Annotated in this window: 26 protein-coding genes; 19 read left to right on the forward strand and 7 right to left on the reverse strand. The window is 68.0% G+C overall.

Features of this window, described 5'->3' with window-relative positions; genetic code table 11:
- Window positions 1–147 precede the first annotated feature (147 nt).
- From FOB72_RS12315 to FOB72_RS12395, 17 genes are all read left to right on the forward strand, one after another.
- Window positions 148–1,194, forward strand: a complete 1,047-nt coding sequence (locus FOB72_RS12315) for an aminoglycoside phosphotransferase family protein (RefSeq protein ID WP_150372778.1) — start codon at window positions 148–150, stop codon at window positions 1,192–1,194.
- 89 nt (window positions 1,195–1,283) lie between these two features.
- Window positions 1,284–1,946, forward strand: a complete 663-nt coding sequence (locus FOB72_RS12320) for an AzlC family ABC transporter permease (protein WP_150373882.1) — start codon at window positions 1,284–1,286, stop codon at window positions 1,944–1,946.
- Window positions 1,947–1,957: 11 nt separating this feature from the next.
- A complete protein-coding gene (locus FOB72_RS12325) occupies window positions 1,958–2,281 on the forward strand; it encodes an AzlD domain-containing protein (RefSeq protein WP_150373883.1) in 324 nt (107 codons plus the stop codon).
- A 58-nt stretch (window positions 2,282–2,339) separates the two neighbouring features.
- A complete protein-coding gene (gene murU, locus FOB72_RS12330) occupies window positions 2,340–3,104 on the forward strand; it encodes an N-acetylmuramate alpha-1-phosphate uridylyltransferase MurU (RefSeq protein ID WP_150372779.1) in 765 nt (254 codons plus the stop codon).
- Between the two features lie 65 nt (window positions 3,105–3,169).
- Entirely contained in the window at window positions 3,170–4,594 is a 1,425-nt protein-coding gene (locus FOB72_RS12335) for an aminopeptidase P N-terminal domain-containing protein (RefSeq protein ID WP_150372780.1), read from the forward strand.
- Window positions 4,591–5,109 carry a hypothetical protein gene (locus FOB72_RS12340; RefSeq protein ID WP_150372781.1) on the forward strand — a complete coding sequence of 173 codons (519 nt, stop codon included), beginning with the start codon at window positions 4,591–4,593 and terminating at the stop codon, window positions 5,107–5,109. Before FOB72_RS12335 ends, FOB72_RS12340 begins: the two co-directional genes overlap by 4 nt.
- Complete coding sequence (locus FOB72_RS12345) at window positions 5,087–6,352, forward strand: UbiH/UbiF/VisC/COQ6 family ubiquinone biosynthesis hydroxylase (RefSeq protein ID WP_150372782.1); 1,266 nt, start codon at window positions 5,087–5,089, stop codon at window positions 6,350–6,352. Before FOB72_RS12340 ends, FOB72_RS12345 begins: the two co-directional genes overlap by 23 nt.
- A gap of 267 nt (window positions 6,353–6,619) precedes the next feature.
- A complete protein-coding gene (gene dusB, locus FOB72_RS12350; protein WP_150373884.1) occupies window positions 6,620–7,693 on the forward strand; it encodes a tRNA dihydrouridine synthase DusB in 1,074 nt (357 codons plus the stop codon).
- Entirely contained in the window at window positions 7,690–7,923 is a 234-nt protein-coding gene (locus tag FOB72_RS12355; RefSeq protein ID WP_109582064.1) for a Fis family transcriptional regulator, read from the forward strand. The genes dusB and FOB72_RS12355 overlap by 4 nt, the downstream gene beginning before the upstream one ends.
- Before the next feature lie 36 nt (window positions 7,924–7,959).
- Window positions 7,960–9,534: a bifunctional phosphoribosylaminoimidazolecarboxamide formyltransferase/IMP cyclohydrolase gene (gene purH / locus FOB72_RS12360; RefSeq protein ID WP_150372783.1), complete on the forward strand. Its 1,575-nt coding sequence runs from the start codon at window positions 7,960–7,962 to the stop codon at window positions 9,532–9,534.
- A 64-nt stretch (window positions 9,535–9,598) separates the two neighbouring features.
- The gene (gene ruvC / locus FOB72_RS12365) at window positions 9,599–10,144 is read left to right on the forward strand and encodes a crossover junction endodeoxyribonuclease RuvC (RefSeq protein WP_150372784.1); all 546 of its coding nucleotides are present in this window, start codon (window positions 9,599–9,601) and stop codon (window positions 10,142–10,144) included.
- Window positions 10,145–10,174: 30 nt separating this feature from the next.
- Entirely contained in the window at window positions 10,175–11,338 is a 1,164-nt protein-coding gene (locus tag FOB72_RS12370) for a glycerophosphodiester phosphodiesterase (RefSeq protein WP_150372785.1), read from the forward strand.
- A gap of 20 nt (window positions 11,339–11,358) precedes the next feature.
- On the forward strand, window positions 11,359–11,940 hold the full coding sequence (gene ruvA, locus FOB72_RS12375; RefSeq protein WP_150372786.1) for a Holliday junction branch migration protein RuvA: 582 nt from the start codon (window positions 11,359–11,361) through the stop codon (window positions 11,938–11,940).
- Window positions 11,941–11,969: 29 nt separating this feature from the next.
- Window positions 11,970–13,046, forward strand: a complete 1,077-nt coding sequence (gene ruvB / locus FOB72_RS12380; protein WP_150372787.1) for a Holliday junction branch migration DNA helicase RuvB — start codon at window positions 11,970–11,972, stop codon at window positions 13,044–13,046.
- 149 nt (window positions 13,047–13,195) lie between these two features.
- The gene (locus FOB72_RS12385; protein WP_150372788.1) at window positions 13,196–13,795 is read left to right on the forward strand and encodes a hypothetical protein; all 600 of its coding nucleotides are present in this window, start codon (window positions 13,196–13,198) and stop codon (window positions 13,793–13,795) included.
- A gap of 30 nt (window positions 13,796–13,825) precedes the next feature.
- Window positions 13,826–14,410 carry a YSC84-related protein gene (locus FOB72_RS12390; protein WP_150372789.1) on the forward strand — a complete coding sequence of 195 codons (585 nt, stop codon included), beginning with the start codon at window positions 13,826–13,828 and terminating at the stop codon, window positions 14,408–14,410.
- Between the two features lie 198 nt (window positions 14,411–14,608).
- A complete protein-coding gene (locus FOB72_RS12395) occupies window positions 14,609–15,271 on the forward strand; it encodes a queuosine precursor transporter (protein WP_223851516.1) in 663 nt (220 codons plus the stop codon).
- Window positions 15,272–15,330: 59 nt separating this feature from the next.
- On the opposite strand, the gene FOB72_RS12400 is transcribed toward FOB72_RS12395, so the two are convergent.
- From FOB72_RS12400 to tyrS, 4 genes are read right to left on the reverse strand one after another with little or no spacing between them, the layout of a single operon-like run.
- Window positions 15,331–15,999, reverse strand: coding sequence for a histidine phosphatase family protein (locus FOB72_RS12400; protein WP_150372791.1), 669 nt, complete (start codon window positions 15,997–15,999; stop codon window positions 15,331–15,333).
- Between the two features lie 34 nt (window positions 16,000–16,033).
- Window positions 16,034–16,681, reverse strand: coding sequence for a YbhB/YbcL family Raf kinase inhibitor-like protein (locus tag FOB72_RS12405; protein ID WP_150372792.1), 648 nt, complete (start codon window positions 16,679–16,681; stop codon window positions 16,034–16,036).
- A 26-nt stretch (window positions 16,682–16,707) separates the two neighbouring features.
- Window positions 16,708–17,181: a D-aminoacyl-tRNA deacylase gene (dtd, locus tag FOB72_RS12410; protein WP_150372793.1), complete on the reverse strand. Its 474-nt coding sequence runs from the start codon at window positions 17,179–17,181 to the stop codon at window positions 16,708–16,710.
- Window positions 17,178–18,419 (reverse strand): tyrosine--tRNA ligase, encoded by a 1,242-nt coding sequence (gene tyrS, locus FOB72_RS12415; RefSeq protein ID WP_150372794.1) that lies wholly within the window; start codon window positions 18,417–18,419, stop codon window positions 17,178–17,180. Before tyrS ends, dtd begins: the two co-directional genes overlap by 4 nt.
- A gap of 239 nt (window positions 18,420–18,658) precedes the next feature.
- Between tyrS and FOB72_RS12420 the strand changes: the two genes are divergently transcribed.
- Window positions 18,659–20,050, forward strand: a complete 1,392-nt coding sequence (locus tag FOB72_RS12420; RefSeq protein ID WP_150372795.1) for a M23 family metallopeptidase — start codon at window positions 18,659–18,661, stop codon at window positions 20,048–20,050.
- 1 nt (window position 20,051) lies between these two features.
- The gene (locus FOB72_RS12425) at window positions 20,052–21,197 is read left to right on the forward strand and encodes an anhydro-N-acetylmuramic acid kinase (protein ID WP_150372796.1); all 1,146 of its coding nucleotides are present in this window, start codon (window positions 20,052–20,054) and stop codon (window positions 21,195–21,197) included.
- A gap of 61 nt (window positions 21,198–21,258) precedes the next feature.
- On the opposite strand, the gene erpA is transcribed toward FOB72_RS12425, so the two are convergent.
- The 3 genes from erpA to FOB72_RS12440 all read right to left on the reverse strand — a co-directional run bounded on the left by erpA (window position 21,259) and on the right by FOB72_RS12440 (window position 22,961).
- Entirely contained in the window at window positions 21,259–21,627 is a 369-nt protein-coding gene (gene erpA / locus FOB72_RS12430) for an iron-sulfur cluster insertion protein ErpA (protein WP_150372797.1), read from the reverse strand.
- Window positions 21,628–21,698: 71 nt separating this feature from the next.
- Window positions 21,699–22,154 carry a polymer-forming cytoskeletal protein gene (locus tag FOB72_RS12435; RefSeq protein WP_150372798.1) on the reverse strand — a complete coding sequence of 152 codons (456 nt, stop codon included), beginning with the start codon at window positions 22,152–22,154 and terminating at the stop codon, window positions 21,699–21,701.
- Between the two features lie 45 nt (window positions 22,155–22,199).
- A complete protein-coding gene (locus FOB72_RS12440; RefSeq protein ID WP_150372799.1) occupies window positions 22,200–22,961 on the reverse strand; it encodes a DUF6776 family protein in 762 nt (253 codons plus the stop codon).
- Window positions 22,962–23,085 lie beyond the last annotated feature (124 nt).

Below are 23,085 nucleotides of genomic sequence, written 5' to 3' on the forward strand. Positions count from 1 at the left end.
AGCACTGCGGTCCGCCAGAAGGAGGCCACAACGCCCGCCAACCCTTGCCGGAGCAGGCTGCCAGGCAACGGTGGCCCCTCCCGGAGGCCACCCGGCACCCGGGTTTGGTCGGGTATTATACGGGCCAACCTATTCACCCTTTCCGGCATGGCAGCACTTTCTCATGAGCCGGGCCACGATCCGCGTCTCGCCCAACTGAAATCCTGGGTGGCCGGACTCGGCGCCGCCTGGCAGATCGACCCCGATTCCTGCGCCCCCGCGTCCGCCGACGCCAGCTTCCGGCGCTATTTCCGCGTGCGCACCGCGCACCCGGACCACCCGACCGCGATCGTCATGGACGCGCCGCCCGCGCACGAGGACTGCCGGCCGTTCATCCACGTGGCCGCGCTATTCGGCGACGCGGGCGTGACCGTGCCGACCGTGCTCGCGCAGGATCTCGGCCAGGGCTTCCTGCTGCTGGCCGACCTCGGCAGCCAGACGTACCTGTCGAAGCTCGACGACGCGACGGCGCCCGGCCTGTACGGCGACGCCGCGGCCGCGCTCGTGAAGATCCAGGCCGCCACGCGCGCCGGCGAACTGCCGGCCTACGACCGCGCGCTGCTGCAGCGCGAGCTCGACCTGTTCCCGGAGTGGTACGTGGCGCGCCACCTCGGCGCGACGCTGACCGACGCGCAACAGGCGGATCTGCGCGAGGTCACGGATGCGATCATCGCGAACAACCTCGCGCAGCCACAGGTGTACGTGCATCGCGACTATCACTCGCGAAACCTGATGGTGATGCCCGAAGGCGCCAATCCGGGCATCCTGGACTTCCAGGACGCCGTGATCGGGCCGATCACCTACGACGCCGTCTCGCTCTGGCGCGACGCCTATATCGAGTGGGAAGAAGAGCGGCAGCTGGACTGGCTGATCCGCTACTGGGAACGCGCGCGCGCGGCAGGACTGCCCGTGAACCCCGATTTCGGCGCGTTCTACCGCGACTTCGAGTGGATGGGCCTGCAGCGCCATCTGAAGGTGCTCGGCATCTTCGCGCGCCTGTACCACCGCGACGGCAAGGACGGCTACCTCGCCAACCTGCCGCTGGTGCTCAAATACACGCGCAGCGTCGCCGGCCGCTACACCGAACTGCGCAAGCTGCTGCGCCTGCTCGACGCGCTGGAAGGCACCGAGCGGCCCGCGGGCTATACGTTCTGAGCGCCGTGCCAGCGTCTCCGACACCGGCCGCGCCGCCGCCATCGCGTCCCCGCGACGAATGGTGGGCCGGCGTGCGCGCGCTGCTGCCGATGCTGCTCGGCGTGGCGCCGTTCGGCCTGATCTACGGCGTGCTCGCCGTCAACGCGGGCATGCCGGCGTGGCTCGCCTGCGCGATGAGCGCCACCGTGTTCGGCGGCGCCTCGCAGATGATCCTCACGCAGCTGTGGTCGGCCGGCACGCCAGCGCTGATCGTGGTCTTCACGGTCGCGATGGTGAACCTGCGCCACGCGCTCTATTCCGCCACCATGGCCCCCGCGCTCGCGCATCTGCCGCGCCGCTGGAAGGCGCTGATCGCGTACCTGCTCACCGATGAAGCGTTCGCGGCGATGACGCGGCGCCTGACCGATACCGGCGAGCGCATGCGCAACCGCCACTGGTTCTTCTTCGGCGCCGGCGTTTCGCTGTGGAGCTGCTGGCAGGTCTCGACGCTGGCCGGCGTGCTCGTGGGCGCGCAGATCCCGCGCGACTGGCCGCTCGATTTCTTCCTGCCGCTGACGTTCATCGCGATCATCGTGCCGAACCTCAAGCATCGCGCGCAGCTGGCCGCGGCGGTCGTGGCGAGCGGTCTCGCGGTGGCGTGCTACGGCATGCCGCACAAGCTCGGCATCATGGTCGCGGCGCTCGGGGGCATTGCCGCGGGCATGGTGTTGTTGCATCGCTCGCGCCATCGCGAGCAGGAGACCGCGGCATGAGCGCCGCCACGATGAGCCCCCTCACCCTGTTCGCGGTCTTTCTCGCGGCGGGCGCCGCCACCTTCCTGATCCGCCTCTCGTTCATCGCGGTCGAGGGCCGCGTGCGGCTGCCCGCGTGGTTCCGCACGGCGCTGCAGTTCGTGCCGGCCGCGATGCTGTCCGCGCTGATCGCCCCCGATCTGCTGATGCGCGACGGCCAGCTGTTCCTGAGCCCGCAGAACGCGCGGCTGGTCGCGGGCATCGTGGCCGTGGTCGTGGCCGCCCGCACCCGTAGCGTCGCCTGGACGATCGTGGCCGGGATGGCCGCGCTGATCGGGCTGGAAATGCTGCGGTAACCCATCCAGGCAGGGTCCCAACCAGGATTCCAACACGGATTCCAACAAGGATTCCAAGATGAAAGCCATGATTTTCGCAGCCGGCCGCGGCGACCGCATGCGGCCGCTGACCGATACCTGCCCCAAGCCGCTGCTGCCCGCGGGCGGCAAGCCGCTGATCGTCTGGCAGATCGAGGCGCTCGCGCGCGCCGGCCTCACGGACATCGTCATCAACCACGCCTGGCTCGGCGAGCGGATCGAAGCGGCGCTGGGCGACGGTTCGCGCTACGGCGTGCGGCTCGCCTACTCGGCCGAAGGCACGGCCCTGGAGACGGCCGGCGGCATCGCGCGCGCGATGCCGCTGCTGACCGACGACGGACGGGACGGCGTGTTTCTGGCCGTGTCCGGCGATATTTTCTGCGACTACGACTACCGCGCACTGCTCCCGCGCGCGGCCGCGATGGCGGCACAGGCGCAGCCGCACATGCATCTGGTCATGGTGCCGAACCCGCCGTTCCATCCGGCCGGCGACTTCGTGCTGGCCGCGGATGGCGGCCTGCACCTGCCCGGTGCGGAGACCGTGCCCGCCGGCGGCGTGCCGCTCACGTTCGGCAATATCGGGCTCTACGACACGCGCCTGTTCCGGGAGATCGAAGCGGGGCGCAAGGTGGCGATGACGCCGTACTATCGCGCCGCGATTGCCGCGGGCACCGCGACGGGCGAACGCTTCGACGGCCAGTGGGAAAACGTCGGCACGCCCGCGCAGCTGGCCGCGCTCGATGCGGCGCTCGGCGCTCGTCCCCCGTCGCCCCCCGGGGCCATGCCGCACGCATCACGCGGCTGACGGCGTTAGAATCGGGATAATTTCCCCAAAACATTCCCCAACGCGCCCACGCGCGCCCACAGCCCATGTCCGCTCCCGACTCCGCCCTTCTCGAAGCCTGCCGCGGCCGCCGCGAGCGCGTGCTGCAACAATTGCGCGCGGGCGGCGGTGGCGTCGCCATCGTGCCGACGGCCCCCGAGGCCATGCGCAATCGCGACAGCGACTACCCGTATCGCCACGACAGCTATTTCTATTACCTGACCGGATTCACCGAGCCAGAGTCGGTGCTCGTGCTCGTGGCCGATACGGACGGCACCGGCCGCAGCATCCTGTTCTGCCGCCCGAAGCACGAAGAACGCGAGATCTGGGACGGCTTCCGCTTCGGCCCCGAAGGCGCGCGCGCGACGTTCGGCTTCGACGAAGCGCATTCGGTCGAGGAGATCGACGCGAAACTGCCGGCGCTGCTCGCCAATCGCGCGCAGGTCGCCTATCCGCTCGCCGCGTCCACGCGCACCGACATGCAGGTGCGCCGCTGGCTCGATGGCGTGCGCGCGCAGGGCCGCGCGGGCGTTTCGTCGCCATCGGTGGCGATCGACGTCCGGACGTGGCTCGACGAGATGCGCCTGTTCAAGGACGCGAGCGAGATCGCGATCATGCGCCGCGCGAGCGAAATCTCGGCCCAGGCGCACGTGCGCGCGATGCAGGCATCGCGGCAGGGCCTGCGCGAGTACCACCTGGAAGCGGAACTGCTCTACGAATTCCGCCGTCACGGCGCGCAGAGCGTGGCCTACAACTCGATCGTCGCCACGGGCGCCAACGCGTGCGTGCTGCACTATCGCGCGGGCCCCGCGGAACTGCGCGACGGCGACCTGTGTCTGATCGATGCCGGCTGCGAGCTCGACGGCTACGCATCGGACATCACGCGCACGTTCCCGGTTTCCGGCCGTTTCACGCCCGCGCAGCGCGAGCTGTATGACATCGTGCTGGCCGCGCAGAACGCCGCGATCGCCGAGACGCGCGCCGGCGTACCGTACAACGTGCCGCACGACGCGGCGGTGCGCGTGCTCGCGCAGGGCATGCTCGACACGGGCCTGCTCGACCGCAACAAGGAAGGCACGCTCGACGACGTGCTCGCAAGCGGCAGCTATCGCCGCTTCTACATGCATCGCACGGGCCACTGGCTCGGCATGGATGTGCATGACGTCGGCGAGTACCGCGTCCCGGGCCCCGCCGCCGCGGCCGGGCCCGATGGCACACCGGGCGAACGTCCGTGGCGTCCGCTGGAGGCGGGCATGGTGGTGACCGTCGAGCCTGGCATCTACGTACGTCCTGCCGAGGACGTGCCCGAACGCTACTGGCATATCGGCATCCGCATCGAAGACGATGCCGTGGTGACCGGTGGCGACTGTGAACTGCTGACACGCGGCGTGCCCGTGGATGCGGATGAAATCGAAGCGATCATGCGTGCTGGCGCGCGGGATGGCGTACAACATGCAGGAGAGACTCGATGATTGGATGGCTGCGCAAACTGTTTCCTTCCGACGGCGCCGCCAACGGCAATAACGGCAACACCGCGAACCATGCGGCGCGCCGCGCCCCGGCCGCCACCGCGCGCCGCGCCGACTCGGGCGAGCCGTTCGTGATCAACCTCTACGACGACCGTGCCGTCGTGCACCGGCCCGACGGCCAGCGCGAGGAAGTCTCGTGGGACGCGCTGGAGCGCGTGATCGTGCGCGTCTCGGACCGCGCGCCGTGGGCCGGTACCGCCTGGCTGATCCTCGTCGGCGACGGCGACAGCAAGCAGGGCTGCGTGGTGCCGCTCGATGCGGCCAATCATGACGCGCTGCTCCGGCATCTGCGCGACATGCCCGGATTCAACGAACAGAAGCTCGACAACGCGCTGCGCGATGCCGAAGCGGGCCGCTCGCGCTCGGACGCCATCCTCTGGAAGCGGAGCGATGCCGCCCGCGTGGAGGCGGAACGCACCGAAGCGGGAGACCACCATGACCCTGCCGCACACCCCTGATACGGCTTCGCGCGCGATTGCCGATACCGGCGAGCCGCGCGATATCGCGATCGTCGGCGGCGGCCCCGTCGGCCTGACGCTCGCGGCGCGGCTGCTGCGCACGACCGCGTGGCGGCTCACGCTGATCGATGCCGCCACGCCGGCACGCGCCGCGCGAGACCCGCGCGCGATCGCGCTGTCGCATGGCAGCCGGCAATTGCTCGAGCAGATCGGCGCGTGGCCCGTGCCGATGCAGACGATCGAGCATATCCATATCTCGCAGCGCGGCCGCTTCGGCCACGTCAAGCTGCATCACGACGACTACGATGTGCCCGCGCTCGGCTACGTGGTCCGCTACGGCGACCTGTGCCAGGCGCTCGAACGCGCGCTGGCGCGCGCGGCCGAGGCGGCACCCGGGCGGCTTGCTCGCGTTTTCGAGACGCGCATCGACGAGATGGAACAACAGCAGGACAGCGGGACCGTGCGCCTCACCGGCACCTCGCATGGCGATCACGACGGCCTGCCCGTCGCCTTCGCGGCGCGCCTCGCGGTGCAGGCCGAAGGCGGCCTGTTCCACCAGCAGATGCGCCGGCACGGCGGCGGCCACGGCGATGGCGACACCGGACGCCGCCGCGACTACGGCCAGACCGCGGTCATCGGCCATGTGACCGCCTCGCGCCCCATGCCCGGCTGGGCATGGGAGCGCTTTACCGAAGAAGGCCCGCTCGCGCTGCTGCCGCACGAAGATCACGGCACGCCCGGCTATGCGCTGGTCTGGTGCTGCGCGCCCGATGCGGCCACGCGCCGGCTGGCGCTGCCCGAGGCCGAGTTCGCGCGCGAGCTCGGCGAAGCGTTCGGCACCCGGCTCGGCACATTCACGCTGCATGGCAAGCGCCACGCGTTCCCGCTCGGCCTCAATGCCGCGCCGGTCACCGTCGATGGCCGCATCGTGGCCGTCGGCAACGCGGCGCAGACGCTGCATCCGGTGGCGGGACAGGGGCTGAACCTCGGCCTGCGCGATGCGTTCGCGCTGGCCGATTCCCTGCGCGCGAGCTGCACGCCGCAGGCGCTGCAGGCCTTCGCGGCACGCCATCGCGTGGACCGCGCGGTGACGATCGGCGTGACGGACCTGCTGCCGCGCGTGTTCGGCGTGGGCGGCCCACTGGCGGCCCATGCGCGTGGCGCGGCGCTCGCCGCCCTGTCGTGCGTGGCCCCGCTCAAGCATGCGGTGGCGCGCCAGATGATGTACGGCGTGCGCCGCTGATTCCCTTCCGGGGGCATCGCGCAACGGTCGAGCGCTGCGGGCAGCGATTATTGCCGCCCGCGGCGCGTCCCATACGATATTTGCTCATTTCTTGAGCACCCGCCTCCGTTTGGCGTTAAAATCCCGCCCTCGCACACGCTCCCAGCCAGCCGCCTGCCGGATCCTGCTCCGCTCGATCCGACGCCAGACACGTCTGCCGCGCGTGCATCGCCGCGACCGGTACCAGGGGTGCCGGTCGTGAATCGCTGTTTCTTTCCCGCTCTTATCGTGCAGATCGGCCCGCATCGTCTCCGCAACAACCTGTTCGTCGCGCCCATGGCCGGTGTGACGGACCGGCCGTTCCGCCAGCTGTGCAAGCAGCTCGGCGCGGGCTACGCGGTGTCCGAGATGGTCGCGTCCAACGCGCAGCTCTGGAAGAGCGAGAAGACCATGCGCCGCGCGAACCATGCCGGCGAGGTGGAACCGATCTCGGTCCAGATCGCCGGGGCCGAACCCGGCATGATGGCCGAAGCCGCGCGCTACAACGTCGATCGTGGCGCGCAGATCATCGACATCAACATGGGCTGCCCGGCCAAGAAGGTCTGCAACGTTGCCGCGGGGTCCGCGCTGCTGCAGAACGAACCGCTGGTCGCGCGCATCGTCGAGGCCGTGGTGGGCGCCGTGGGCGACCGCGTACCCGTCACGCTCAAGATCCGCACGGGCTGGGACCGCGAGCATCGCAACGCGCTGCGCGTCGCGCATATCGCGGAAACCTCGGGCATCAGCATGCTGACGGTCCATGGCCGCACGCGGGCCGACCTGTATCACGGCGAGGCCGAGTACGACACGATTGCCGCGGTCAAGGCGTCGGTTCGCATTCCGGTGGTCGCTAACGGCGACATCACCACGCCGCAGAAGGCCCGCCACGTGCTGGCCGTGACCGGCGCCGATGCCATCATGATCGGCCGCGCGGCACAGGGTCGTCCGTGGCTGTTCCGCGAGATCGAACACTTCCTCGCAACCGGCGAATTGCTGCCGTCGCCCGAGGTCGCCGAGATCCGCGCGATCATGAACCACCATCTGGCCGATCACTACGGGTTCTATGGCGAGTTCACGGGCGTGCGCACCGCGCGCAAGCACATCGCCTGGTACACGCGCGGCCTCAAGGGCGCGAACCTGTTCCGGCATCGCATGAACACGCTCGAGTCCACGGACGCGCAACTGCAGGCCGTGAACGCGTTCTTCGACGAACAGGCCATGATCTCCGATCGGCTCGTCTACGTGGACGAAAACAGCGACAACAACGACGGTGGCCCCGATGCCGCCGACAACAACAAGAAACGGGAACTGCTTGCCGCATGAGCCGCAATGCCATCGACCAATGCATCCGGGACAGCCTGGATACCTACTTTCGCGATCTCGACGGTGAAGAGCCATCGAACATGTACAACATGGTGCTCGAAGCCGTCGAGCGCCCGCTGCTCGAAGCCGTGATGGCACGCACGGAGCGCAATCAGTCGCTCGCCGCCGCCTATCTCGGCATCAATCGCAATACGCTGCGCAAGAAGCTGCAACAGCACGGCTTGTTGTGAACCGAATTATTTTGAATTGAAGCGTCTCCCCCGATCATGATCAAGCAAGCCCTTCTCTCCGTTTCAGACAAGACCGGCATCGTCGATTTCGCGCGCGAACTGAATGCGCTCGGCGTGGTGCTGCTTTCCACGGGCGGTACCGCCAAGCTGCTGGCCGACGCCGGCCTGCCGGTGACCGAGGTGGCCGACTACACCGGTTTCCCGGAAATGCTCGACGGCCGCGTCAAGACGCTGCACCCGAAGGTGCACGGCGGCATTCTCGCGCGCCGCGACCTGCCCGAGCACATGGCCGCGCTGGCCAAGCACGATATTCCGACCATCGACCTGCTCGTGGTCAACCTCTACCCGTTCCAGCAGACCGTGGCGAAGGACGACTGCACGCTGCCGGACGCGATCGAGAACATCGATATCGGCGGCCCGACCATGCTGCGCTCGGCCGCGAAGAATCATCGCGACGTGACCGTGATCGTCGATCCGGCCGACTATGCGCCCGTGCTCGAGGAAATGCGCGCGAACGCCAACGCGGTGGGCTACGACACCAACTTCCGCCTGGCCACCAAGGTCTTCGCGCACACCGCGCAATACGACGGCGCGATCACGAACTACCTGACCTCGCTCGGCGCCGACAAGGCCCACCAGACGCGTAGCGCCTACCCGCAGACGCTGAACCTGGCCTTCGAGAAGGTGCAGGAAATGCGCTACGGCGAGAACCCGCACCAGTCGGCGGCGTTCTACCGCGACCTGAAGACCGTGGACGGCGCGCTGGCCAACTACGTGCAGCTGCAGGGCAAGGAACTGTCGTACAACAACATCGCCGACGCCGATGCCGCGTGGGAGTGCGTGAAGTCGTTCGACGCCGCCGCCGGTGCCGCCTGCGTGATCATCAAGCACGCCAACCCGTGCGGCGTGGCCCTCGGCGTGAATGCGCTGGAAGCCTACGACAAGGCGTTCAAGACCGATTCGACGTCGGCCTTCGGCGGCATCATCGCGTTCAACGTCGAACTCGACGAAGCGGCCGCAAACGCGGTAGCGAAACAATTCGTCGAAGTGCTGATCGCCCCGTCGTTCAGCACCGCGGCGCGCAACGTGTTCGCGGCCAAGCAGAACGTGCGCCTGCTCGAGATTCCGCTGGGCAAGGGTGTCAACCAGTACGACCTCAAGCGCGTGGGCGGCGGCCTGCTCGTGCAGAGCCCGGACGCGCGCAACGTGCAGCAGTCGGAACTGCGCGTGGTCACGCGCCGTCAGCCGACCCCGAAGGAGCTGGACGATCTGATGTTCGCATGGCGCGTGGCCAAGTTCGTGAAGTCGAACGCCATCGTGTTCTGCGGCGGCGGCATGACGCTCGGCGTCGGCGCGGGCCAGATGAGCCGCGTGGACTCGGCGCGCATCGCCAGCATCAAGGCGCAGAATGCCGGCCTCACGCTGGCCGGTTCGGCCGTGGCATCGGACGCGTTCTTCCCGTTCCGTGACGGCCTCGACGTGGTCGTGGACGCCGGCGCCACCTGCGTGATCCAGCCGGGCGGTTCCGTGCGCGACGACGAAGTCATCGCCGCAGCCGACGAGCGCAATATCGCGATGGTGCTCACCGGCACCCGCCACTTCCGCCACTAAGCCTGCCCCCGGGAGCGGACGCGGCGTTACACTACGCCCTATTCCATCCGCTCCCGACTCCTCCATGCGTATCCTGGGCATCGACCCCGGCCTTCGGACCACCGGCTTCGGCGTCATCGAGAAGCACGGCAACCGGCTTGCCTACGTCGCCTCGGGGACCATCAAGAGCAACGGCGACTCCAGCCTGCCCGAACGCCTCAAGACGTTGTTCGACGGCATCAGCGAGGTCACGCGCGTGTATGCGCCCGACTGCGCGGCCATCGAGAAGGTCTTCGTCAACGTCAATCCCCAATCCACGCTGATGCTCGGCCAGGCCCGCGGCGCCGCGATCTGCGGCCTCGTCGGCCATGGGCTGCCCGTCTTCGAATACACGGCGCTGCAGCTCAAGGTCGCCGTGGTGGGCTATGGCCGCGCCAACAAGGAGCAGGTGCAGGAAATGGTCACGCGGCTGCTGTCGTTATCGGGGCGTCCCGGCTCCGATGCGGCCGATGCCCTCGGCGTGGCGATCTGCCATGCCAACGGCGGCGATACGCTGCAAACCCTCTCCGGCCTCGCGCCCGAGCTCGTGCGCAAGGGCATGCGCGTGCGCCGCGGCCGCCTTGTCGGCTAACCCCCCCTTTTACGCTTCCGGACTCCGAACGTGAACGCTTTCCGACGACGCGCGCCGCTCGCCGCCATCGCAACGGCCGCCGCGACCCTGTTGCTCGCAGCCTGTGTCTCCACGCCGCCGCAGTCTGGCGTATCGGCCCCTGCCGCGCCCGAGGCCCCCGACGTACCGAAGGCGAAGCCGCTCGTGATCGGCCATCGCGGCGCCAGCGCATTGCGGCCCGAGCACACGCTCGCGTCGTACGGCAAGGCGATCGACGACGGTGCGGACTTCATCGAACCCGATCTCGTCGCCACGAAGGATGGCGTGCTGGTCTCGCGCCACGAGAACGACATCACGGGCACCACGAACGTTTCCACGCTGCCGCAGTTCGCGGACCGCCGGCGCATCAAGGTCGTCGATGGCGAGCGCCTGACGGGCTGGTTCACGGAAGACTTCACGCTCGCGGAGCTGAAGACCCTGCGCGCGCGCGAACGCATTCCCAAGCTGCGTCCGGCGAACGCGCGCTACGACGACCAGTTCGAGATCGCCACGTTCGACGAGATCGTGAAGCTGGCCAGCCAGGGCGCGCAGAAGCGTGGCCGCCCCGTCGGCATCTACCCCGAACTCAAGCATCCGAGCTATTTCCGCGGCATCGGCCTGCCGCTCGAGGAAAAGCTCGTCGCGGCGCTGCAGGCGAATCCGTACACCCGCACCGCGCCGGTGTACATCCAGTCGTTCGAATCCGGCGCGCTGCGCAATGTCCGGCGCCTGCTCGGCACTTCGATGCCCAACGTGCGCCTCACGCAGCTGATCGGCGGCGCGGGCACGCGTCCCGCCGACTGGCGGCTGGCGGGCGACACGCGCACGTACGCGGCCATGCTCACGCCGCTTGGCCTGCGTGAAGTCGCCACCTACGCCAACGGTATCGGCCCCGAGAAGAGCCTCGTGATGGCACGCAATGCGGGCGGCGCGATCGGTGCGCCCACGGCGCTGATTCGCGACGCCCATGCGGCGAACCTCGTCGTGCATCCGTACACGTTCCGCCCCGAGAACAACTTCCTGCCGAAGCCGTTGCAGGTCGCCGGCGACCCGGCCACACGCAATCCCAATGGCATGGTGCGCGAGCTCGACGCCTTTATCGCCGCGGGTGTCGACGGTTTCTTCACCGACGACCCCGCCCTCGGCCGCCGCGCGGTCGATGCCCCCGCACCCTGACACGCAGCCCCCAGGAAAACATGATTGGAAGAATCGCAGGCACGCTCCTCGAAAAGAATCCCCCGCATCTGCTCGTCGACTGCCACGGCGTCGGCTACGAAGTCGATGTGCCGATGAGCACGTTCTACAACCTCCCGCAGGTGGGCCAGCCCGTCACGCTGCTGACGCAGCTGATCGTGCGCGAGGACGCCCATCTGCTGTACGGCTTCGGCACGGCGGCGGAGCGCAATACGTTCCGCGAGCTCATCAAGATCACGGGCATCGGCGCGCGCATGGCACTCGCGGTGCTGTCGGGGCTGTCGGTGACCGAACTCGCGCAGGCCGTCACGCTGCAGGAAGCGGGCCGCCTCACGCGCATTCCCGGCATCGGCAAGAAGACCGCGGAACGGCTGATGCTCGAGCTCAAGGGCAAGCTGGGCGCGGAACTGGGCCATGCGCCGGGCAGCACCCCGGTGCCCGATTCGGCCGTGGACATCCTCAACGCGCTGCTGGCGCTGGGGTACTCCGAGAAGGAAGCGACGCTGGCCATCAAGCAGGTCCCGGCCGGTACCGGCGTATCCGACGGCATCAAGCTCGCGCTCAAGGCGCTGTCCAGGGGCTGACGGCCGGTGCGCGCGAGTAGAATAGCGGCATGATCGAAACCGACAAGCTCACCGGCGCCGAGCGCGCCCCCGAACGCGGCACCGAACGTGTGATAGCGGCTACTCCCGCTTCCACGCAGGAAGAAGCGTTCGAGCGCGCGCTGCGCCCGAAGCTGCTGGACGAGTATGTCGGGCAGGAAAAGGTCCGCAACCAGCTCGATATCTTCATGCACGCGGCGCGCAACCGCCGCGAGGCGCTGGACCACGTGCTGCTGTTCGGGCCGCCGGGCCTCGGCAAGACCACGCTGGCCCACATCATCGCGCGCGAGATGGGCGTCAGCCTGCGCCAGACATCGGGCCCGGTGCTCGAGCGGCCGGGCGACCTCGCCGCGCTGCTGACGAACCTCGAAGCCAACGACGTGCTGTTTATCGACGAAATCCACCGGCTCTCGCCGGTCGTCGAGGAAATCCTGTATCCGGCGCTCGAGGACTACCAGATCGACATCATGATCGGCGAAGGGCCGGCCGCGCGATCGGTCAAGCTCGACCTGCAGCCGTTCACGCTCGTCGGCGCCACCACGCGCGCGGGCATGCTGACCAATCCGCTGCGCGACCGCTTCGGCATCGTGGCGCGGCTCGAGTTCTACACGGCCGAGGAACTCGCGCGCATCGTCACGCGCTCGTCGCAGTTGCTCGGCGCGCGGATCGATCCCGAAGGCTCGCTCGAGATCGCGCGCCGCGCGCGCGGTACGCCGCGGATCGCCAACCGCCTGCTGCGGCGCGTGCGCGACTACGCCGAGGTCAAGGGCGACGGCACCATCACGCGCAAGATCGCCGATGCGGCGCTCGCGATGCTCGACGTCGATAGCGTCGGCTTCGACCTCATGGACCGCAAGCTGCTCGAGGCCGTGCTGCACAAGTTTGGCGGCGGGCCGGTCGGCATCGACAACCTCGCGGCCGCGATCGGCGAGGAGCGCGACACCATCGAGGATGTGCTCGAGCCCTACCTGATCCAGCAGGGCTATCTGCAACGCACCCCGCGCGGCCGCGTGGCCACCGCGTCCGCCTATCGTCACTTCGGCCTGGCGTCGCCGCAGGGCGGCGGCGAGCTGTTCGACGCGCCCTGAGTTTCATCCAGGCGCCCCGATCAGACTCCGAGTTAAACGATTTAGGATTCGCCGCAAATTTTTTCGAAGTGGATTGCCGGCCTCTGCCCGGTTGTCCACAATGGTCTGCATCGACTCCCAATCACTCGCGCCCTGCGCGCGATGCAACCATGGTCCCCTCGTTCCGACTTCCCTTCCGCCTGCTCCCTGTCGCGCTGGTCGCCGCCCTGGCCCTCGGCGCGGCCACCGCGCACGCGCAACCGAAGACACCGCCGGCCGTCGGCATCGCCGAAGAAGCCGTCATCAGCGGCAAGGTCATCGACATCGATCCCGACACCAAGGCCGTCCTCGTGCAGGGTCCGCGCGGCAATGTCGTGGAGCTCGTGGCCGGCGACGAGGCGCGCAACTTCGGCAATATCCGCAAGGGCGATATCGTGACGCTCACGCGCGGCGCGGTACTCGTCGCGGGGCTCGAGCCCGTCGGCAGCAAGGATGTGGCTATGGCGGAGCAGGTCGAACGCACCTCGCGCGCGGCGGAAGGCGGCAAGCCCGGCCTGACGCGAGAGGTCACGACCACGGTCACCGGCCAGGTCACGCGCGTCGATGCCAACGCGCGCACGCTCACGTTCCGCGGTCCGCGCGAGAACCTGCGCACGGTCAAGGTTCAGGATCCGGCCATCGACCTCGCCTCGATCAAGGTGGGGCAGATGGTCAAGATCGTGCTGCGCGAGGTCATCGCGATCAGCGTCAAGTCGCCGTCCGCGGGCTAGGCCGCGCCGGCTCACCAAGGGAGGTCAGCCATGAATCGACGTCAGTTCGTGACCCGCGTCACGGCATCGGGTCTTGTCGTCGCCACCGCGTTCGCGGCGGGCTGCACGACGACCGGGCCGGATTCGCCATCCGATGCGGCCGCCAAACGCCAGGAAATCGATGCCGGCGTGGACGGCGCGCTCAACCGGCTCTACGGCTCGGTGGACGGGTCGCGGGAATTGGGCAACAAGGCGCAGGGGATCCTCGTGTTTCCGCGCGTGCTGTCCGGCGGCCTCGTGGTCGGCGGCGCGTATGGCGACGGCGCGCTGCGCGCGAAGGGTGCCACGGTCGGCTACTACCGCACCATCGCGGCATCGTTCGGCCTGACCGCGGGGGGCCAGTCCAAAGCCGTCATCATCATGTTCATGACGCCCGAGGCCTACAACAAGTTCGTCCAGAGCAGCGGCTGGACGGTCGGGGCCGATGCGAGCGTGGCGCTGGCCAAGATCGGCGCCAATGGCAAGATCGATACGGTAACGGGCCAGCAGCCCGTGATCGGCTTCGTGCAGACCAACGCGGGGCTGATGTTCGACGCCTCGCTCGACGGCTCGAAGATCAGCAAGCTCTCGCTGTAATCCACCCGGCGCCCCCTCTCTTCCGTCCCGCGGAGAGAGGGGCGGGCGTCTCTCCGCAGTTCCCGGCATAATCGCGCGAACGTCCCCTCGGACCGGACCCCGACGATGCCCGAACCCATCACCACCCCCGCCCCGCCTCGCACCGGCACGCCCTCCGCCCCGCATACGGGCCGCGTCTACCGGTACTACGACCTCGTGATGGTGGCATTCGTCACGGTGCTGCTGTGCTCGAACCTGATCGGCGCGGCCAAGGCGGCCCAGGTCACGCTGCCCGTCATCGGCACGGTGACATTCGGCGCGGGCGTGCTGTTCTTCCCCATCTCGTACATCTTTGGCGACGTGCTGACCGAGGTCTACGGTTACGGCCGCGACCGGCGCGTGGTATGGGCGGGCTTTGCCGCGCTGGCGTTCGCGACGTTCATGAGCTTCGTGGTGCTGAGGATGCCGGTGGCGCCGTTCATGGCCGACTACCAGAAGAGCCTGCAGGACGTGTTCGGCAACACCTGGCGCATCGCGCTCGGCTCGCTGATCGCCTTCTGCTGCGGGAGCTTCGCCAACAGCTTCGTGCTGGCGAAGATGAAGCTGTGGACCGGCGGCCGCTGGCTATGGTCGCGCACGATCGGCTCGACGCTCGCGGGCGAGCTCGTCGATTCGTCGCTGTTCTACATCATCGCGTTCTACGGGGTCTGGCCCCTGCACGAGGTCATCCAGGTGGCGATCGCGCAGTACGTGCTGAAGACGATGTGGGAAGTCGTGATGACGCCCGTGACCTACAAGGTCGTGAACTTCCTCAAGCGCGCGGAGAACGAGGACTGGTTCGACCGCGATACGAACTTCACGCCGTTTCGTCTGCGCGTGTAGGGCGTGTAGGGCGTGTAGGGCGGTGTAGGGCATGTAGGCCGCGGGGCGCGCCTCGGGCCTCAGGGAACGCGGCGGTCCACCTCGTCGAGCGTCATGGCCGCCAGATGGCTCACGTCGCCCCACTGCAGCAGCGTCAGGTGGGCCGTGTCGCAACGCAGCCGGTTGACGCTCGCGTTGAGCAGTTCGTGCTGGCGCGGCGCTTCCAGCGTCATGCCCGTCGCCTCGCGATAGAGGCAGTCCAGCACACCGCCGTGCGCGACCAGCGCGATCCGCTCGCCGGGGTGCCGGCGCGACAGCGACAGCGCGATCTCCACCGCGCGGTCCTGAAACGCGCGCAGCGATTCGCCGCGCTCGGGCGCGTAGTCGGGCACGCGCGCCTGCCACCGCGCGAAATCCTCGGGCCGCTGCTCCGAGACTTCCGCGTAGGTCATGCCTTCCAGCACGCCATAGCAACGCTCGCGCAGTTGCCGCTCGGGGCGCACGGTCAGCCCGAGCGCCGCCGCCAGCGGCGCCGCGGTCTGCATCGCGCGGCCGAGGTCGCTCGAATACACCGCATCGATCGGCTCGCCGGTCAGCGCCTCCGCCAGCGCACGCGCCTGCGCGGCGCCCGTCTCGTTCAGCGGCACGTCGAGCTGCCCCTGCAGGCGCCGCTCGCGGTTCCATGCCGTCTCGCCATGGCGGATCACGATCAGGTGGGTAAAGGCCAGCGGCCCGGTGCTTAACGACATGCCATTTCCTTTGGGGGCGGCCTTGCTTCAGGCTTCAGCGAGCAAGCTTCGGGTTCAGCGTGTAGGTGCCGGTATAGCTGGCCTGCCCCAGCACGTGGCCCTGGATCGCGTCCAGCACCTGCGCGCCGTTGAAGCGGCCTTCGATCGGCAGCCGATCGATATCGAGCGCATACACGGTGAACACGTAGCGATGCTGGATCGCATCGTTCCACGGCGGGCACGGGCCGTCATACCCGTAGTAGTCGCCCTTCATGTCCGGATCGTTCGCGAACCAGCCCGTGTAGTCGTTCACACCGTGACGCAGACCGCCGGCGGTCGCCGTGCCGACCAGCGCCTCGGGGCCCGGCTTGCCGCGCGCGATCACGCCGTCGCTGTGCGTGCCGGCCGAAATCGTGTTCAGGCCGGGCGGAATGTCGATGAGCACCCAATGGTAGAAGTCCACGCGCGGCAGCGAGGCCGGCACCTCGCGGCCTTCCTGGTTCACGTCGTCGCCCTTGCTGGGCACGTCGGGATCGTGCACGACCAGCACGAACGAACGCGTGCCGTGCGGCACGTCGTCCCAGTGCAGATCGGGGTTGCGGTTCGTGGACAGCGTCACGTGCGTGGCCGCATCGGGCACGCAGAAGGCGAACTCGCCGGGAATCGGCGCGTTGTCGGCGAAAGCCTTGCTCCAGAGTTTCATCGGATGCTCCTTCGGTCGTTCGGGGTTCAGGACGCCGCGGCGCCCGGAGGCACGCGCAGCCAGAATGTCACGGGACCGTCGTTGGTCAGGCTGACCTGCATCATCGCGCCGAACTCGCCGGTCTCCACCGTCGGGTGCGCGGCGCGTGCCCGCGCCACGAAATGATCGTAGAGGCGCCGGCCATCCTCGGGCGACGCGGCCGGCGTGAAGCTCGGACGCGTGCCGCTGTTGGTATCGGCGGCCAGCGTGAACTGCGACACCACGAGCAGCCCGCCCGCGTTGCCGTGTCCATCGATGTTCTGCACGGACAGGTTCATCTTGCCCGCGTCGTCGGAGAACACGCGGTACGCGAGCAGCTTGGCCAGCAGGCGCTCGGCCTGGCTCTCCGTATCGCCGCGCTCCGCGCAGACGAGCGCGAGCAGCCCAGCGCCGATCTCGCCGGTGGTGCGGCCGCCAACGGTGACGCGCGCCTGCGAGACGCGCTGGATCAGCGCGATCATGCCAGCGTGACGCGCGCGAAGCGGCGCTTGCCGACCTGTACCACGTACGTGCCGGCTTCCACCCTGGTGCCCTTGTCGCTCACGACGGCACCGTCGATCTTGACGCCGCCCTGCTCGATGTTGCGGTTTGCCTCCGAGGTCGAGGGCACGAGGTTGGCCTGCTTCAGCAGTTGGCCGATGCCGAGCGGCGCGCCCGCGAGCTGCACCTCGGGGATATCGTCCGGAATGCCGCCGCGCGCGCGGTGATTGAAGTCCTCGAGCGCGCGCTCGGCCGCCTCCGCGCTATGGAAGCGCGTGACGATCTCCTGCGCGAGCGCCACCTTGCATTCGCGCGGATTGCGGCCCAGCGCGATCTCCTGCTTCATCAGGTCGATCTCGCTCATCGGGCGGAACGACAGCAGCGTGAAGTACTGCCACATCAGGTCGTCCGAGATGCTCATGAGCTTGCCGAACATGTCGTTCGGTGCCTCGGTCACGCCGATGTAGTTGTTCTTCGACTTCGACATCTTCTCCACGCCGTCGAGCCCCACGAGCAGCGGCATGGTGAGAATGCACTGCGGCTCCTGCCCGTACTCCTGCTGCAGGGCGCGGCCCACCAGCAGGTTGAACTTCTGGTCGGTGCCGCCCAGCTCGAGGTCGGCCTTGAGCGCGACCGAATCGTAGCCCTGCATCAACGGGTAAAGGAACTCATGCACCGAAATCGGAATCCCAGACCGGAACCGTTTGGTGAAGTCGTCGCGCTCCATCATCCGCGCCACCGTGTACTTGGCCGCGAGCTGGATCATGCCGCGCGCGCCGAGCGGATCGCACCATTCGCTGTTGTAGCGGATCTCGGTACGGTCCGGATCGAGCACGAGGCTCGCCTGGCGGTAATAGGTCTGGGCGTTGGCCTCGATCTGCTCGCGCGTGAGCGGCGGACGCGTGGAGTTCCGCCCGGACGGATCGCCGATGGTGGAGGTGAAATCGCCGATGAGGAAGATGACCTGATGGCCGAGATCCTGCAGTTGCCGCAGCTTGTTCAGCACCACGGTATGGCCGAGGTGGATGTCGGGCGCGGTGGGGTCCAGACCGAGCTTGATCCGCAGCGGCACGCCCGTGGCTTCGCTGCGGGCAAGCTTCTGCGCCCACTCGGCCTCGATCAGCAGTTCGTCGCAGCCGCGCCTGGAGATCTCCAGCGCCTGCATCACCGACGGTGTCAGGGGATATTTGGCCGCGACGGCCGGGGAAACATCAGTCATGACGTAAGTCGTTGAAATACATGGAAAATCCGCGCTGGCAACCAAAATTTTCTCTGGTATAATCCGCGCTTTCTATGTCGCCGAAGAGCAGAGACCCATGAGTCTCGCGTGCCAGGCGCCAAACCGCCATTGTAGGGTAGGCGGCAAACAATCAAGGCCGTGCCGCACCTCGGGGGAGGAAGGCAGACGACACACATCGTTGCGGACGCGTGCCCGTTACAAAGAGTGAATTTTACGTGATGTGGTCCAGACTCCGCGAAGTTTTCGCGCGCGAGCTGGTGGTGCTCGTCGACCCCACCAATCCTCTGCATGCGCGCCGGCGCAAGCAGCTGACGGCTTCCGTCGGTACCGTGTTCACGCTCGGCATGGCCGCGGCGATGGGCGTGGCGCCCCGCAATGCCTATGACGACCCCGAGGCGCCCCGCGTCCAGGAATCGATGCGCCTGCCCGATCTGCGCCAGCAGCTCGCGCAGCTGACCGACGCTGACAGCGGCGTCTATATCCGCCAGGAACACATGCAGCGCGGTGACACCATCGCCGCCCTGCTCCGCCGCCTGGGCGTGGACGATCCCGACGCGCAGGCCTTTATCGTCAAGAACCGCACCGCGCGCGGGCTGTTCGACCTCGCGCCGGGCCAGATCGTGCAGGCCCAGGTCGATGACGACAACCTGCTGGTCTCGCTGCAGGCGAACCTCGGTGGCGACGCCGCCTCGTCGCGCGAGCTCGTGATCGAGCGCGTCGCCCCGGTCAAGGCCGATGGCGAATACACGTACAAGGCACGTATCAACACCGTCGATAACGACCTGCGCTACGACATGGCGTCGGGCGCGATCGACGGGCGCGGCTTCTTCAAGGCGATGGACGCGGCCAACGTGCCGGACGAGATCGTCGCGCAGATGATCTCGATCTTCTCGGGCGTCATCGACTTTCATCACGACATCGCCAGCGGCGACCGCTTCCGCATCATCTTCGAAGCCGGCTTTCGCGACGGCACGTTCGTGCGCAACGGCCGCGTGATCGCGGTCGAGCTCATCAACCGGAACTCGCTACACCAGGCGCTGTGGTTCGCGCCCGAAGACGGCGGCCAGGGCGGCTATTACACGTTCGACGGCCGCAGCATGAAGCGTCCGTTCCTGCGTTCGCCGATCGAGTTCTCGCGCGTGTCGTCGGGCTTCGGCGGCCGCGACCATCCGCTGCATCACCAGTGGGCCCAGCACAAGGGCGTGGACTTCGCCGCGCCGCAGGGCACCAAGGTCTTCGCTTCGGGCGACGGCACGGTGGACTTCGTGGGCCAGCAGAACGGCTACGGCAATATCGTCGTGCTCGAGCACGCGGGCGGCTACTCGACCTACTACGCGCATCTGTCGCGCTTTGCCACGCTGCGGCAGGGCCAGCACGTGTCGCAGGGCGAGGTCATCGGCTACGTCGGCCAGACGGGCTGGGCCACGGGCCCCCATCTGCACTACGAATTCCGCTACAACGATGTGCCGCAGAATCCGCTGACCATCACGCTGATGGAAGCGCCGGCGCTGACCGGCAAGGCCCGCCAGGAATTCCTGAGCTACACCAGCAGCATGCTGGGCCGCATCAACGCACTGCGCACCTACAACGTCCTGACCGCCGCCAACTGACATGACCGCACCGTCCGCAGTGCCCACGGATTGCTATATCGGCCTGATGTCGGGCACCAGCATGGACGGGGCGGACGGCGTGCTCGTGGACCTGTCCGGCCCGCGCCCCGTGGTCCGCGCGGCGGCGCACGCGCCGTTTCCGGCCGAACTGCGCGAAGCGTTCGGCGCACTCCAGCAACCGGGCGATGACGAGATCCACCGCGAAGCCATGGCCGCGAACGCGCTGGCCCGTGTGTACGCGGCGTGCGTGGCCACGCTGTTGCGCATAGCGGAGACCGAGGCCGGCGCGGTGACCGCCATTGGCGCGCATGGCCAGACCATTCGCCATCGTCCCGGCCAGTACGACGGCATCGGCTATACGCGCCAGAGCCAGCATCCGGCGCTGCTGGCCGAGCTGACCGGCATCGACGTCATCGCCGACTTCCGCAGCCGCGATATCGCGGCCGGCGGCCAGGGCGCACCGCTCGTTCCCGCTCTGCACGCGGCGCTGTTCGGCGCGCCGGACGAAACGCGCGTGATCTGCAATATCGGGGGCATCTCGAATATCAGCATCGTGCCCGCGGCTGGGACGGGCCGTCCGGTGTCGGGTTTCGACTGCGGCCCCGGCAATGCGCTGCTCGACGACTGGATCCAGCGGCATCGCGGCGCGCCGTTCGACGAGGACGGCCAGTGGGCCGCCAGCGGTCAGGTCGATGCCACGCTGCTGGCCCGCTGCCTCGATGAACCGTATTTCCGCATGCCGCCGCCCAAGAGCACGGGCCGCGATCTGTTCCACCGCCACTGGCTCCAGGATTGCCTCGATGCGTGCGGTTCGCGCGTGCCGGCCCCCGCCGATGTGCAGGCCACGCTGGCCGTGCTGACGGCGGAAGCGATCGCGCGCGATGTCCGGCGCCACGCGGCCGACGCGCGCCGGCTCATCGTCTGCGGCGGCGGCGCGCGCAATGGCTTCGTCATGGCGCGGCTTGCGCAGTTGCTGCCGGGTGTGAGCGTGCAGACGACCGACGATTTCGGCGTGCCCGTGACCCAGGTCGAGGCCATCGCATTTGCGTGGCTCGCGCGCCAGTGTGTGCATCGCGCGCCCGGCAATGTGCCCACGGTCACCGGCGCGGCGGGGCCGCGCGTGCTTGGCGCGCTGTATCCCAGATAAAGGGGCCCGGACAAAAAAAAAGCGCACCGCAGGGTGCGCTTTTTCTTTGAGGCGGGAACGTTCAGACCGAGAACGACGAACCGCAGCCGCAGGTCGTGCTGGCGTTCGGGTTCTTGATCACGAACTGGGCGCCATTGATGTCTTCCTTGTAGTCGATCTCGGCGCCGACCAGGTACTGGTAGCTCATCGAGTCGATCAACAGCGTGACGCCGTTCTTGTTCAGCGTGGTGTCGTCTTCGTTCACGTCTTCATCGAACGTGAAGCCGTACTGGAAGCCGGAGCAGCCACCGCCCTGCACGAACACGCGCAGCTTCAGGTCGGCGTTGCCCTCTTCCTCGATCAATTGCTTGACCTTGTCGGCTGCGCTGTCGGTAAAGACGAACGGTGCCGGCACGTCCTCGGTTACGGGTGCCTCTGCGACTGCGTTCATGGGGGGTTCTCCTAGTTAGATACGCTCGTATTCTAAGCGCATCGGAAAGATCGTGCCGAAACCCCTCGCTTTCAAGGGGCACTGGGCTCGGGGGATACATCCTTGCGGTCGGCTTCCACGAGCTCGGCCGCGACGGCGGCGGGGGCCGACAGGTTCGGCAGCGCCTTCGGCTCGCTTTGCGACAGCGGCACGAGGCGGCCCTCGACCAGCGCGCCCTGATGCATTTCCAGCGCTGCGTAATGCACTTCTCCATAGACCCGCGCATTCGGCTGGAGTTCGAGCAATTCGGCCGCATGTACCGGACCGGTCACACTGCCGTTGAGAATCAGATGACCGACGCGCACTTCGCCCTCGATCACTGCCTTCTCGCTCAATACGAGCATGCTCGGCTTGCCCTCGGTGCCCGTCACGTTGCCACGCACACGGCCATCCAGTCGCAATCCCCCGGCAAACGTCACATCGCCCACGATCACGGTATCCGCGCCGATCAGCGTGTCGATGGACAAACCTTTCTTCTTCGAGAACATGTTGTTTTCTCCTGAATCGCTTTCCTGCTTCCTGCGTCCTGCTTCCTACGGCGCGGCCGACTGCACCGCGCGGACCTGCCCGTTCTGGACGATGCGCACCGACACCGACCGGATCTCCGCATCCTGCGGAACCGGCAGATCGCCCTCGATCCGCTGGTAATGCTGGAACTTCACCGGCGGCAGCCCCGGCCCCCCGGCCTGCGGCACCGCCAGCATCGTCGGCTTGCCCGCGCGCATTGCCGAGATCGTGAATTCCAGGTTGCCCTGGAATTCCGGCTGCGGCACGAATGCGCGCGACCCGCCCTGCATGACGAGCAGCCGGTAATGCAGGGCATGCGGTTGTGCCTCGTCGCGCGTCACGCGAAAGCTGCGCACATGCACGCCCGAGGTGTCGCCAGTGGCCGGCAGCAGCGTCTCGAAGAACCCGAGGTCCTCCTTGAGCTGCGCGGTCTCGGCCTCCGCGGCCTTCAGCTGCTCCGCGAGCCGTTCCTGCGCGGCACGGGCCATTCGCAGTTCGGCCTCGGCCGTATCGGCCCCCGCGCGCAACCGGTCGCGCTCGTCGGTGGCCGCCTTCAGCTGGGCGAGCAGTTCGGCCTGGGCCGGCACGGGCTGCCCGGCATTCGCGGCACCGGTCTCGGGCGCGGACGTCGGGCGATGCCCCGCGTCGTAGGCCCATACGGCCAGGCCCGCGCCAATGGCGAGCAACAGCACGGCACCCATCATCCAGCTACGCCACGGACGGTGCGCGCGAATCACGGCACGCGAGCCGCGCAAGCCTCTGCGTGGACGCAGCGGCCGGTATTTCATGCGATCTCCTGCTACTGCGCCGCAAATGTCTCGGCGGGCGTGCATTATCCCTCCAAAATCATGACAGGCGCCGGATTTGGCAACACTTTCAGCTGATTCGGCGAAATTGCCACGTTCGGTCAGA

It is taken from the genome of Cupriavidus pauculus, from assembly GCF_008693385.1.
GTDB classification, from domain to species: domain Bacteria; phylum Pseudomonadota; class Gammaproteobacteria; order Burkholderiales; family Burkholderiaceae; genus Cupriavidus; species Cupriavidus pauculus_D.